This window comes from Paracoccus methylovorus (assembly GCF_016919705.1).
GTDB lineage: Bacteria > Pseudomonadota > Alphaproteobacteria > Rhodobacterales > Rhodobacteraceae > Paracoccus > Paracoccus methylovorus.
Genome location: NZ_CP070371.1, coordinates 193,124 through 205,055, shown reverse-complemented (window position 1 = coordinate 205,055; position 11,932 = coordinate 193,124). Strand labels below are relative to the sequence as shown.

Here is an 11,932-nt window from a genome sequence, read left to right as displayed (position 1 = left end):
AAGGCTGGCCAAGGGCCAGCCTTTTGCAAGACCGTTTCGAACCGCGCTCAGCGGCGGCTTTTGCCCAGCGACCAGGCCCCGTCCCCCAACAGCGCCAGCACAGCCATGATGATAGCCCAAAGCACGGGATATTCCCAACCGCCACCCGGGTTGCTGAAGGTAAAACCCGCGCCGCCATGGCCGAACCATGCCGCACCCAGCAGCACCGGAACCATCACCAGCGCGACTGAACGGGTATAGAACCCGGCGATCAGCGCCAACCCGCCCAGGATTTCGACCAGCATGGTCAGGGGGCCCAGAAAGCCAGGCAAACCTATGGACTGGAAATAGCCCGCAGTGCCGGAAGGCGTGAAAACCATCAACTTGATAAGCCCGTGAACCAGAAACCAGATCCCGGTCGAAACCCGCAGGACAAAGGCGGCAATATCGGCATTGTTCGGAGTGGCGACGGCATCGCCATAGCTAAGGTCGGTCATGTTTTGCTTCCTTGAATTTATATGCTGCGGAAGAGATAGCATTTGGCAATTGTCGCAAAAATGACCATATTCATGGAAACATTGTCGCCAAAACAGGGATCAATATGGACAGGATCGACGGCATCCGCGCCTTTGTCGCCGTGGTCGATGCCGGCTCGTTCACTCGGGCGGGCAAGCGGCTGGGGATCTCGAACAAGCTGGTCAGCAAATATGTCGCGGCGTTGGAGGGGCAGCAGGGCGTGACTCTGCTCAACCGCACCACACGCGCCCTGTCGCTGACGCCGGCAGGCGAGCGTTACCTGACCGCCGCGCGCCGCGTACTGGCAGCGGTCGAAGAGTTGGACGCGCAGGCCCATGCCGAGGAAGGCGCCTTGACCGGCCGGTTGCGCATCACCGCGCCCGTCGCCTTTGGCGAAATGTTCGCGACCACCTTGACCCGCGATTTCACCCGCGCGCATCCGGGGGTCGAGATCGACCTGAATCTCTCTGACCGCTATGTCGATCTGGCGGCCGAAGGTTTCGATCTGGCGTTGCGCATCGGCCAATTGCCCGATTCCAGCCTGATCGCGCGGCGCATCGGCCAGACCGAAACCTGGGCCGTGGCCAGTCCCGCCTATCTGGCCGCCCATCCGCGCCCCGCCCGGCCCGAGGACCTGCGCGACCATGTGAACATCCGCGACAGCAACGCCCAGAACGCGGGCCGCGCCGTTTTTCTGATCGACGGCAAGGCGGTCAGCATCCCCTTGCCCGGCCACATCACGGTAAACAGCGCACAGGCGGTGCGGCGACTGGTGCTGGAGGCCGAAGGGATCGCACTGATCCCCAGCTTTGTCATTTCACGCGACATCGCCGAAGGCCGGCTGGAGCGTCTGTTGCCGGGCTTCCAGCGGCCGCAACTGGATATCCAGGCGCTCTATCTGCCGCAGCCATTCCTGCCGCCACGGCTCACAGCCTATCTGGACCACCTGCGCGCAAGGCTCAGTCCGCTGCTGAAAGCACCGCCCCCGGATTCATGATGCCCAAAGGGTCGAGCGTGGCCTTGATCGCCCGCATGACCGTCAGCCGCGCCGGATCGCCCCAGCGCGCCAGTTCGCCAACCTTCACGCGTCCGACGCCATGTTCGGCAGAAAACGAGCCGCCGCGTTCCACCACCATGGCATGCACCAGTTCCGACAACGCCTTGCGCCTGTCGTCATATTCCTCGCGCATGCGTCCCGGTGCGGGGAACAGGTTGTAATGCAGGTTGCCGTCGCCCAGATGCCCAAAGCAGTTGATCCGCACCCCTTCGCCCGCCAACGCTGCACCGGCATCGCGGATGAAGCCGGCGATTTCCGACAGCGGCAGGCTGATGTCGTGGCTGGCCACCGCGCCGACGCGGCGGTTCGCCTCGGGGATATGTTCGCGCAAGTGCCAGAAACCCGCCGCCTGCGCACCCGATTGCGCGATCACTCCGTCGGTGACAAGACCGCGTTCCATCGCCTCGATCAGCAGCCCCTCCAGCGCGGCCTCGGGCGCCAGCCCCTCTGGCAAGCCTACCTCGATCAGGACCGACCATTCCGCGCCGGGCAGCGGCTGGCGGATCTCGGGCAGCAACTCGGCCAGAAAGGCAAGGCCCTGCCCGCCGATAAGCTCGAACGCGGTAACGCCGCCGGCCATGCGCCCCTCGGCCAGCGACAACAGTGTCAGTGCCGCCTCGGGACCGGGCACCTGCAGCATGGCGATACCGATATTGGGCGACGGCACCACCAGCTTGAGGCTGGCCGCTGTGATGATACCCAGCGTGCCTTCGGACCCGATCAGAAGATCGCGGATATCGTAGCCGGTATTGTCTTTGCGCAGCCGCTTGAGGTCATGAATGATCGACCCGTCGGGCAGGACCGCCTCGATCCCCAGGCAAAGCGCGCGCGCCGTGCCGTAGCGCAGCGCGGTCACGCCGCCTGCATTGGTCGCAAGGCAGCCGCCGATCGCCGCAGTGCCCTGACTGGCAAGCGACAGGGGGAACAACCGGCCCGCGCCCTCGGCCGCGTCACGCACGGCTTGCAGGCTCATGCCTGCCTCGGCCAGCAGCACGTTTTCCTCGGGCCAGAGCCCGCGTAGCGCGGTCATCCGCTCCAGCGACAGGATCAGCGGGGCCGGCCCCCCGGACATGACCTGACCCGAGACAAGGCCGGTGCCGCCACCGCGCGGCACGATGGCCACGCGCGCCTCGGCGCAGGCGCGAACCACGGCAGCCACCTCGGCGGTATTGCGCGGCGCGGCGACCAGTCCGGCATGGCCGAGATAACGACCCCGTGGTTCTTCCAGATAGGCGGGCGATACCGGGCGCAGCACACCTTCGGGAAGCTTCGCGCCCAGGGATTCATCGGCGGGGTTCAACATCAGCGCACCTCGGTCTTGCCACGTCGGTCGTTGCGCAGGTTGGAATACAGCACATGGTTGCGCCAACGTCCGTTGATCTGCAAATAGCTTTGCGCGACGCCTTCGTACTTAAACCCCGACCGCTCCAGCACCCCGCGCGAGGGGGCGTTTTCGGGCAGGCAAGCTGCCTCGATCCGGCTGAGGTCCATATCGCCGAAAGCGTGCTGGACAACGGCGCCGATAGCCTCGCGCATATAGCCCTGCCGTGCAAAGGGCAGGCCGATCCAATAGCCGATGGTCGCCGATTGCGCCGGGCCGCGGCGGATATTGTCCAGCGTGATCGCCCCCAGAAACGTGCCGTCGCGCCGGATCAGGAACAGCGGCAGCGCAGTGCCGTTGCGTGTGGCGCGCTGCGCCCAATAAACCCGGTTGGTAAAGCCGCGCTTGGTCAGGTGGTCGGTGGCCCAGACAGGTTCCCACGGCGTCAGAAAGGCGCGGCTTTCGGCTCGCAGCGCCGCCCATGCGCCGAAATCGGCATGCGCAGGCAAACGCAGCACCATCCGCTCGGCTTCCAGACGAGGCGGACGGCGGCGTGTGAACATCAGGCGGCAAGCCTTTCGGCCAGAACCTCGCGCGTCGGCGCGCCGGCCACCGGGCCATAAAGCGCCAAGGCAGGACGGGCGCCCGCGATCAGCCGCTCGGCGTGAAGGCGAATATCCGCAACGGTCACGGCGTCGATACGCTCGGCCACCTCGGCGGGATCGGGCACCCTGCCCCAGATCGCCAGCGACCGGGCCATCCGCTCGGCCTGACCCGTCGGGCTTTCCAGTCCCATCAGCAGGCCGGCTTTCAACTGTGCCCGCGCACGCGCCACCTCGACCTCGGTCATATCCTCGGCCGAGCGTTTCAACTCATCCACGGTCAGGTTGGCAAGATCCGCGATCTGTTCGCCCGAGGTGCCGGCGTAGATCGTCACCATGCCGGTATCGTCGTGAAAGCCCGACTGCGCGAAGATGGAATAGCAAAGACCCTTCTCCTCGCGCAGTTTCTGGAACAGGCGCGAGGACATCCCGCCCCCCAGCACCGAAGTCCAGATCTGTGCGGCATAGAAATCGGGGGCCTGATATCCCGGCCCTTCGAAGGCCAGCGCGAAATGCGCCTGCTCCAGCTTTTTGATGCGGCGCGCTTCGGCGCCCTGCCAGCGGGCGGGCTCGCGGGTGGTCAGGGCACGCGACGACAGATGGCCGAAAATCGCCTCGGCCTGACGCAGGATGCGGTCGTGGTCCACCGCGCCGGCGGCGGCAATGATCATCCGCTCTGGGCCGTAATGTTCCCCGATAAAGCCCGAAAGATCGTTGCGGTTGAAACCGCTGACCCTCTCGGCCGGGCCAAGGATGGTGCGGCCCATGGGTTGGTCGGGATAGGCGGCCTCTTGCAACCAGTCAAAGATCACGTCGTCGGGCGTATCCAGTGCCTGCCCGATCTCTTGCAGGATCACGCCGCGCTCGACCTCGATCTCGCGCCCGTCAAAAACCGGGTTCATCACGATGTCCGAGATCACGTCCAGCGCCAGCTCGACATCCCCCGCCAGAACCCGCGCATAATAAGAGGTCACGTCGCGCGAGGTATAGGCGTTGATATAGCCGCCCACATTCTCGATCGACTCGACGATCTCCAGTGCGCTGCGCCGCGCCGTGCCCTTGAAGGCCATATGCTCAAGAAAATGGGCGATGCCGTTCTGTTCGGCGCGTTCGTCGCGGCAGCCGGCATTGACCCAGATGCCGATAGAGGCGGAATGCAGGCCGGGCATGTTGCGGCTGACGACACGCAGCCCGTTGGGCAAAGTGCTGATGCGGATTTGGCTCACTCGGTTCTCCGTTCAAGGATCAGCGATTTAATGACCCCGGCGTCGTTTGCAATACGGGTAATGCGTTCGTCACGCTGAAACAGGTCCGCCATATGCTGTGGCAGCGGCGGACGGATACCCACGGCGGCCTCGACCGCGTCGGGAAATTTCGCGGGATGCGCGGTCGAAAGGCTGATCATCGGCACGCCGGGGCGAAGATGCTCGCGCGCCACTTTCACGGCGACGGCGGTATGCGGACAGATCACCTCGGCGGTCTCATCGCGGATGGTGGCGATCATCGCCGTGGTTTCCTCTTCCGAGGCCCGACCCGTGACATAGGTTTCACGCAATTGCTGCAATGCGCCCTGACTGATGGTGAAACCGCCGGCTTTCAGCTCATCCATCAGCTTGGCCACGGCATTGCCGTCGCGGTCATAAGCAAGCCACAACGCGCGTTCGAAGTTCGAACTGACCTGAATATCCATCGAGGGGCTGATCGAGGGTTCGACCATGCCGACGCGATATTCGCCGCTGGTCAGGGCGCGGTGCAGGATGTCGTTCTGGTTGGTGGCAACCACCAGCCGTCCGATAGGCAGGCCCATGGCCCGGGCTATGGAGCCGGCGAAAATATCGCCAAAATTGCCGGTCGGCACAGTGAAATCCACCTCGCGCCTTGGCGCGCCAAGGCTGACGGCGGCGGTGAAGTAATAAACGATCTGCGCCAGCACCCGCGCCCAGTTGATCGAGTTGACGCCCGCAAGCCCAACCTCGTCGCGGAAATCATGGTCGTTGAACAGATCCTTCAGCCGTGCCTGGCAATCGTCGAAAGTGCCGTCCACGGCCAGCGCATGCACATTGGCGTCGGCCGGCGTGGACATCTGCCGGCGCTGAACTTCGCTGACCCGGCCATGTGGATACATGATGAACACATCGACGTTCGACAGGCCGCAGAACGCCTCAATCGCGGCCGAGCCGGTGTCGCCCGAGGTCGCGCCCAAAATCGTCACCCGATTGCCCGACCGCGCCAGCGCCAGCTGGAAAAGCTGGCCGATAAGCTGCATGGCAAAGTCCTTGAAGGCCAGCGTGGGACCGTGGGACAATTCCAGCAGGTGGTGACCGGGCGCAAGCTGGACCAGCGGTGCGCGGGCGATGTGATCGAACCCTGCATAGGCACGGGCGATGGCCCCTCTCAGATCCGCATCGCTGAAGCTTTCGCCAACAAAGGGGCTGACGACCCGCCGCGCGACCTCTTCATAGGGCAGTCCTTCGAAGCGGGCGATCTCGTCGGCCGAGAACATCGGGATAGCCTCGGGCAGGTACAGCCCGCCGTCCCGTGCCAGCCCCGTCATCATCGCCTGTTCGAAATCCAAGACCGGAGCCCGCCCCCGGGTCGAAACGTAACGCATCGCGTCCCCCTAGAATTGCCGCTGCCTGATACGCCAGATCAGCGCCACTGTCATCCCTGCCCAGACCGCGGCCAACATAAACCATTGCGCGGCATAGCTGAGATGGTTGTTCGGAATACCTTCGACCGCAACAGGGATCGGCTGAACCCCTTGGGCGTCGCCCCGCACCTCGGCCGCCACGACCAGGATCGGCTCGGTCCCCAGTTGCGCGGCCATGGCCGGCACGTCGCGCGCGAACCAGACATTCTCTGCCAGATTGGGTGCGGGCGTGCCGCTGCCTTTTTCGTCGGGCCAGTGCAGATTGCCGGCCACCTCCAACCGCACCGGCGGGCGGGACGCCCGCTTGTGATCCTGATCGACGAAACCGCGATCCAGAAGGATCCTGCGCCCGTCATCAGTGACAAACCCCGAGACGATCTGATAGCCGCCGCCCGACTCGCGGGTGCCTGAGAGCACGTCGATCTCATACCCCGTGGTCTGGCCTGAAACCAGCACCGGCAGGTATTTCATCGAAGGCTCGACCGCCGCCGGCAGCGTCACGGGCTGGTCTTCGATCTTTTGCTGGATCTGGGCGATCAGCCCCTCTTTCCAGTCCATCCGACGAAGCTGCCACATACCCAGCGAGATCAGGATGGCACAACCCACCACGCCGACGATCAACGGAAACAGATAACGGCGCAAGGCGAGCCTCCAAAGCAAACGGCGCGGGAACATCTGCTCCCGCGCCGTAGAAATTTCAGTCGGGATCAGCGGCCCCAGATATAGATCACGACGAACAGGAACAGCCAGACCACATCGACGAAGTGCCAGTACCAGGCGGCAGCTTCGAAGCCGACATGCTGCTTTTGGGTCATCTGCCCCTTGAGCAGACGGATCAGGCAGACGAACAGGAAAACCGTGCCGATAATGACGTGGAAACCGTGGAAACCGGTGGCCATGAAGAAGGTGCCGGCATAGACCGTGTCGGCCATGCCGAAGGCGGCGTGGCTGTATTCGTAGGCCTGAAGCGCGGTGAAGCAAACGCCCAAAACAACGGCAACGATAAGCCCGTTGATCGTGGTCCGGCGGTCGCCCTCATGCACAAAGGCATGGTGCGCCCAAGTCACGGCAACGCCCGAAAGCAGCAGGATCAGCGTGTTGATCAGCGGCAGGTGCCAAGGGTCGAAGGTGACGATGCCTTCAGGCGGCCAGACGCCGTCCTTGATCGGGCTTTCCGGTCCCATCGGATACATAGCGTTCTTGATGAAGGCCCAGAACCAGGCGACGAAGAACATCACCTCGGACATGATGAACAGGATGAAGCCGTATTGCAGGCCGATGCGCACCACCGGAGTGTGTTCGCCCGTCTCGCCTTCATGGATGACATCGGACCACCAGCCGAACATCACATAAAGCACGCCCGCCAGACCAATCAGGAACAGCCACGGCCCGCCGGCCTTCATCCACATCACAGCGCCGGTCAGCATCACGAAGGCGCTGATTGCACCAAGGAAGGGCCAGATCGATGGCGGCAGAATCTGATAGTCGTGGTTCTTTACATGGGCCATGGCTGCATTCCCGGCTGTTGCTGGTTCTTGTTGCTCAGTTTACGGTCGGTTCCGTTTTCACGTCCAGCGCCGCCTGTTTCGGCGCGGGCGGATCGGTCCGATGGAAAGTATAGGACAGGGTAATATCGCGGATACGGCCGGCATCGCGGTCCTTGACCAGATCGGCATCCACAAAGAAGCTGACCGGCATTTCGACCCGCTCACCCGGTTGCAGCGTCTGCTCGGTAAAGCAGAAGCACTCGATCTTGTTGAAGAAATAGCCAACGGCATCGGGGGCGACGTTATAGCTGGCGGTTCCGGTCACCGGCTCGTCGGTATTGTTGATCGCCTCATAGAAGGCGATGGCGTTTTCGCCGATGCGCAGCTCCATTTCGCGCTGCATGGGCCGGAAGGTCCAGCCCAGATTGGCATCGACGTTGGAGTCGAAACGCACCCGGATCTTTTCGTCCAGCACCGTGTCCGAGGCGGCCTCGGCCACATTGGTGGTGCCGGCAAAGCCGGTCACCCGGCAAAACCAGGAATAGAATGGCACCGCCGCCCAGGACAGCGCGCCCATCAGCACGACGACGCCGACCAGCATCGTCACGGTGCGCCCGTTCGACCTTGGCTTCGCGCTCATTGCTCCACCTCTTGCGTTGCGGCCTGCAGGGCTGCCGGAGTACCCGGCGCGGCCACAGGCGCCGCATTCGGCGCGGGCGGATCAGAATCCTGCGGCAGCATCGAGCTGCGCGGGCGATGATCGTAACCCTGCATCATGTCGCCTTGGGTGATCTTGACCACCGACAGGCCAAAGACCAGCGCGACAAAGGCCAGCAGCACGACCAAAAGACCGACGTTCCGGCTGCGCCTGCGCCTGTGCAGTTCATGTTCGACACGCGGCAGCATCACCACCCCCCAAGCCAGTGCTGCACCAGCAGCGCCAGAAAATGCAGGAATGTGTAATAGAGCGACAGGCGGAAATAACGTTTCTCGACCCGATAGCCATCGGCTTGGGCGTCCTCTTCGCGGCGGCGCAGGATCCGCCAGCCGCCGGCGATGAACATCACGTTCAGCACCACCGCGACCGCCAGATAAAGCGGCCCGCCGACCGAGGTAAAGCCCAGCCAAAGCGCAAAGGGCGCCAGAACCAGCGTATAGGCAAAGATATGCTGGCGCGTCACCTTGCGGCCATGCGTCACCGTCAGCATCGGCACGCCAGCCTTGGAATAGTCATCCTTCATGAACAGCGCGAGCGCCCAGAAATGCGGCGGCGTCCAGAAGAAAACCAGCGCGAACATCAGCAGCGATTCGATGCTGATGCCGCCCGTGGCGCAAGCCCAGCCGATCATCGGCGGAAAAGCCCCGGCAGCGCCACCGATGACGATGTTCTGCGGCGTCGAGCGTTTCAGCCAGATCGTATAGATCACGGCATAGAAAAAGATGGTGAAAGCGAGGAACCCGGCCGCAAACCAGTTCGCCGCCAGCCCCAGCATCATCACAGACAGGCCGGACAACGCGATACCCAGTCCCAGCGCCTCTTGCGAGGTGACGCGGCCCGACGGGACGGGACGGCCCGCGGTGCGTTTCATCACCGCGTCGATATCGGCATCATACCACATGTTGAGGGCGCCCGACGCACCGCCCCCCAGCGCGATGAACAGCACCGCGCAGAAAGCAACGAAAGGGTTGACCGGCACCGGCGCGATCCACAGGCCGACAAAGGCCGTGAACACCACCAGCGACATCACGCGCGGCTTCAGAAGCGCGACGTAATCGCCAAAGCCCGCCTCGGCAGGCCCCTCATATGCGTTGATATCGGCCACGACCCGACCTTACTCTGCCAAAGCCAGTTGAACGGGCTTCGCCGGCAGATAATCCGAGGCGTCAGCGGCGAATTCTTCTTTCGCGCCGGCAAGCCATGCGTCGTATTTCTCTTGGCTGACCGCCTTCACGACGATGGGCATATAGGCATGGTTGATGCCGCAAAGCTCGGAGCACTGGCCGAAATAGACGCCCTCCTGATCGACCGAGAACCACAGCTGCGCGATACGGCCCGGCACGGCGTCCTGTTTCACGGCAAAGGCGGGGATGGTCCAGCTGTGGATCACATCGGTCGCCGTCACCTGCACCAGAACCTTCTTGCCGACCGGAACCACGACCGCGTTGTCGGTGGCCAGCAGATATTCATCCTCGGAGTAACCAGCGTCTGCCAAGTCCTCTTTCTCCAACAACAGCGCATCGAAAGCGATGGCGTCGTCGGGATATTCATAAGACCAGTACCACTGATGGCCGATGGCCTTGATCACCAGATCGGGATCGTTGGGCATTTCCTGGCTGCGGAACAGGATCGGCAGGGAGAATGCGCCGATCGCCACCAGAATCAGCACTGGCACCAAGGTCCAGATCACTTCGACCGGAGTATTGTGGGTAAAGCGCGCCGGCACCGGATTGACCCGGCTGTTATAGCGAACGATGCAGATCAGCAGCAAAAGACAGACAAAGATCGTCACGGCCGCGATGATGTAGAGCACGAAAAGATCCAGCCATTGCTGGTCGTGGGCCAGCGGGCTCGATGCGGGCTGGAACCCCATCGCACCATTCACCGGCTTGCCTATTACAGGCAGATCACCCAGCACGTCCTGCGCCAAGGCCGGCACGGCCATCACCGTCGCAGCTCCCAGGCTCATCACCGCCGCCACCCCGCGGCGCTTGGTCGCAATTGCCATTATCCCATCCCGTTGCCTATCATGCCACCGGCACGCCTCTGTCCTGAGACGGCCAGCATTCGGTCCTGCACCAGAACCATATCTTACCCCTGCGGGCAAGCCATACCTATCGACTTCTTGTCAAAAAAGCCCTAGGCGGGGCTTCAGGACAAGGACCGGCTCCATGACAGACGCTTCGTTTTCGCCCTTTCGGACGCATCTAGATCAGGACCGCGCGCTGCGCATCCTGCGCGACGCGCTGACCGGCGCGGATGATGGCGAGCTTTTTCTGGAACGCTCCCGCTCCGAGGCGTTGGTCTTCGACGACGGCCGGCTGCGCACGGCAAGCTATGATGCCGAACAAGGCTTCGGCCTGCGCGCGGTGCGGGGCGAAGTGACGGGCTATGCCCACTCGACCGAGATCGACGAGGCGTCGCTGGCCAAGGCTGCCGAAACCGTGCGACTGGCTGTCGGTGCGGGCGGCGGCACGCTTGCTCTGCCCCCCCAAGGCGACATCCGGGCGCTTTACGCCGCCATCGACCCGGCCGAGGAGGTTCCCTTCGCAGCCCGCATCGCGGTGTTGCGTGAAATCGACGCTTTTGCGCGCGGGTTGGATCCACGGGTGGTGCAGGTCTCGGCCAGCATCGCCACTTCGGTGCAAGAGGTGGCGATTTTGCGGGCCGAGGGCGGGCTTGCCACCGATTTCCGGCCCATGGCTCGGATAAACATCTCGGTCATCGTCGAATCCAACACCCGGCGCGAGTCGGGAACCGCAGGCGGTGGCGGACGTATCGGCCTTGCCGGGCTGGTCGCGCCCGAACATTGGCAGGGACTGGTGCGCGAGGCACTACGCATTGCGCTGGTCAACCTGCGGTCGGTTCCCGCGCCTGCCGGAGTGATGGATGTCGTGCTGGGTCCCGGCTGGCCCGGTATCCTGCTGCACGAGGCCGTCGGTCACGGCCTGGAAGGTGATTTCAACCGCAAGGGCCATTCCGCCTTTGCCGGCCTGCTGGGCCAGCGTGTCGCGGCGCCGGGTGTGACCGTCGTCGATGACGGCACGATTCCCGACCGGCGCGGCTCGATCTCGGTCGATGACGAAGGCACGCCCCCAGCTCGTAACACCTTGATCGAGGATGGTATTCTGGTCGGCTACATGCAAGACCGGCAAAACGCCCGTCTGATGGGCGTGACGCCCACCGGCAACGGGCGCAGGCAAAGCCACGCCCATGCACCCATGCCGCGCATGACCAATACCTTCATGCTGGCAGGATCCGAAGATCCGGCCTCGATCCTCGCCGGGCTGGAGGACGGTATCTATGCCGTTGGGTTCGGCGGCGGGCAGGTTGATATCACCAACGGCAAGTTCGTGTTTTCCTGCACCGAGGCTTATCGGGTCAAGAACGGTCAGGTCGGCGATCCGATCCGCGGCGCCACGCTGATCGGCGACGGCGCCACCGCTCTGGGCCAGATTCGCGCCATCGGAAACGACCTCTCGCTGGATCCGGGAATCGGCAATTGCGGCAAGCAGGGGCAATGGGTTCCGGTCGGTGTCGGCCTGCCCACCCTTCGCATCGGCGGCCTGACCATTGGCGGTTCAGCATCCTGAATATCAGCA

At 63.6% G+C, this 11,932-nt stretch carries 13 protein-coding genes; 2 read left to right on the top strand and 11 right to left on the bottom strand.

The annotated features are described in order from the left end of the window. Positions 1-47 precede the first annotated feature (47 nt). Positions 48-476 (bottom strand): DoxX family protein, encoded by a 429-nt coding sequence (locus JWJ88_RS14160; protein ID WP_205296433.1) that lies wholly within the window; start codon positions 474-476, stop codon positions 48-50. Positions 477-580: 104 nt separating this feature from the next. On the opposite strand from JWJ88_RS14160, the gene JWJ88_RS14155 reads away from it, so the two are divergent. Further along, entirely contained in the window at positions 581-1,492 is a 912-nt protein-coding gene (locus tag JWJ88_RS14155; protein WP_205296432.1) for a LysR family transcriptional regulator, read from the top strand. On the opposite strand, the gene JWJ88_RS14150 is transcribed toward JWJ88_RS14155, so the two are convergent. The 10 genes from JWJ88_RS14150 to coxB all read right to left on the bottom strand — a co-directional run bounded on the left by JWJ88_RS14150 (position 1,455) and on the right by coxB (position 10,338). Beyond that, a complete protein-coding gene (locus JWJ88_RS14150; protein WP_205296431.1) occupies positions 1,455-2,855 on the bottom strand; it encodes an FAD-binding oxidoreductase in 1,401 nt (466 codons plus the stop codon). The two genes, JWJ88_RS14155 and JWJ88_RS14150, sit on opposite strands and share 38 nt — an antisense overlap. After that, positions 2,855-3,436, bottom strand: coding sequence for a GNAT family N-acetyltransferase (locus tag JWJ88_RS14145; protein ID WP_205296430.1), 582 nt, complete (start codon positions 3,434-3,436; stop codon positions 2,855-2,857). Before JWJ88_RS14145 ends, JWJ88_RS14150 begins: the two co-directional genes overlap by 1 nt. Continuing rightward, on the bottom strand, positions 3,436-4,644 hold the full coding sequence (locus JWJ88_RS14140; RefSeq protein WP_240200365.1) for a M16 family metallopeptidase: 1,209 nt from the start codon (positions 4,642-4,644) through the stop codon (positions 3,436-3,438). Before JWJ88_RS14140 ends, JWJ88_RS14145 begins: the two co-directional genes overlap by 1 nt. Positions 4,645-4,697: 53 nt before the next feature. Further along, positions 4,698-6,086 carry a threonine synthase gene (gene thrC / locus JWJ88_RS14135; RefSeq protein WP_205296428.1) on the bottom strand — a complete coding sequence of 463 codons (1,389 nt, stop codon included), beginning with the start codon at positions 6,084-6,086 and terminating at the stop codon, positions 4,698-4,700. Between the two features lie 9 nt (positions 6,087-6,095). Then, complete coding sequence (locus JWJ88_RS14130; RefSeq protein WP_205296427.1) at positions 6,096-6,767, bottom strand: SURF1 family protein; 672 nt, start codon at positions 6,765-6,767, stop codon at positions 6,096-6,098. A gap of 65 nt (positions 6,768-6,832) precedes the next feature. Further along, the gene (locus JWJ88_RS14125; RefSeq protein ID WP_205296426.1) at positions 6,833-7,633 is read right to left on the bottom strand and encodes a cytochrome c oxidase subunit 3; all 801 of its coding nucleotides are present in this window, start codon (positions 7,631-7,633) and stop codon (positions 6,833-6,835) included. A 34-nt stretch (positions 7,634-7,667) separates the two neighbouring features. Further along, positions 7,668-8,252: a cytochrome c oxidase assembly protein gene (locus JWJ88_RS14120; protein ID WP_205296425.1), complete on the bottom strand. Its 585-nt coding sequence runs from the start codon at positions 8,250-8,252 to the stop codon at positions 7,668-7,670. Next, on the bottom strand, positions 8,249-8,518 hold the full coding sequence (locus tag JWJ88_RS14115; RefSeq protein WP_205296424.1) for a hypothetical protein: 270 nt from the start codon (positions 8,516-8,518) through the stop codon (positions 8,249-8,251). Before JWJ88_RS14115 ends, JWJ88_RS14120 begins: the two co-directional genes overlap by 4 nt. Then, on the bottom strand, positions 8,518-9,435 hold the full coding sequence (cyoE, locus tag JWJ88_RS14110) for a heme o synthase (protein ID WP_205296423.1): 918 nt from the start codon (positions 9,433-9,435) through the stop codon (positions 8,518-8,520). The genes JWJ88_RS14115 and cyoE overlap by 1 nt, the downstream gene beginning before the upstream one ends. Before the next feature lie 9 nt (positions 9,436-9,444). After that, on the bottom strand, positions 9,445-10,338 hold the full coding sequence (coxB, locus tag JWJ88_RS14105) for a cytochrome c oxidase subunit II (RefSeq protein WP_240200328.1): 894 nt from the start codon (positions 10,336-10,338) through the stop codon (positions 9,445-9,447). 163 nt (positions 10,339-10,501) lie between these two features. On the opposite strand from coxB, the gene tldD reads away from it, so the two are divergent. Beyond that, the gene (tldD, locus tag JWJ88_RS14100; protein ID WP_205296422.1) at positions 10,502-11,923 is read left to right on the top strand and encodes a metalloprotease TldD; all 1,422 of its coding nucleotides are present in this window, start codon (positions 10,502-10,504) and stop codon (positions 11,921-11,923) included. The last annotated feature ends 9 nt before the right edge of the window (positions 11,924-11,932 follow it).

Bases quoted from the DNA above. Each gene is read 5' to 3' on its own strand.
- JWJ88_RS14160 (WP_205296433.1), bottom strand. From the start codon at position 476: ATGACCGACCTTAGCTATGGCGATGCCGTCGCCACTCCGAACAATGCC.
- JWJ88_RS14155 (WP_205296432.1), top strand. From the start codon at position 581: ATGGACAGGATCGACGGCATCCGCGCCTTTGTCGCCGTGGTCGATGCC.
- JWJ88_RS14150 (WP_205296431.1), bottom strand. From the start codon at position 2,855: ATGTTGAACCCCGCCGATGAATCCCTGGGCGCGAAGCTTCCCGAAGGT.
- JWJ88_RS14145 (WP_205296430.1), bottom strand. From the start codon at position 3,436: ATGTTCACACGCCGCCGTCCGCCTCGTCTGGAAGCCGAGCGGATGGTG.
- JWJ88_RS14140 (WP_240200365.1), bottom strand. From the start codon at position 4,644: ATGCCCGGCCTGCATTCCGCCTCTATCGGCATCTGGGTCAATGCCGGC.
- thrC (WP_205296428.1), bottom strand. From the start codon at position 6,086: ATGCGTTACGTTTCGACCCGGGGGCGGGCTCCGGTCTTGGATTTCGAA.
- JWJ88_RS14125 (WP_205296426.1), bottom strand. From the start codon at position 7,633: ATGGCCCATGTAAAGAACCACGACTATCAGATTCTGCCGCCATCGATC.
- JWJ88_RS14120 (WP_205296425.1), bottom strand. From the start codon at position 8,252: ATGAGCGCGAAGCCAAGGTCGAACGGGCGCACCGTGACGATGCTGGTC.
- JWJ88_RS14115 (WP_205296424.1), bottom strand. From the start codon at position 8,518: ATGCTGCCGCGTGTCGAACATGAACTGCACAGGCGCAGGCGCAGCCGG.
- coxB (WP_240200328.1), bottom strand. From the start codon at position 10,338: ATGGCAATTGCGACCAAGCGCCGCGGGGTGGCGGCGGTGATGAGCCTG.
- tldD (WP_205296422.1), top strand. From the start codon at position 10,502: ATGACAGACGCTTCGTTTTCGCCCTTTCGGACGCATCTAGATCAGGAC.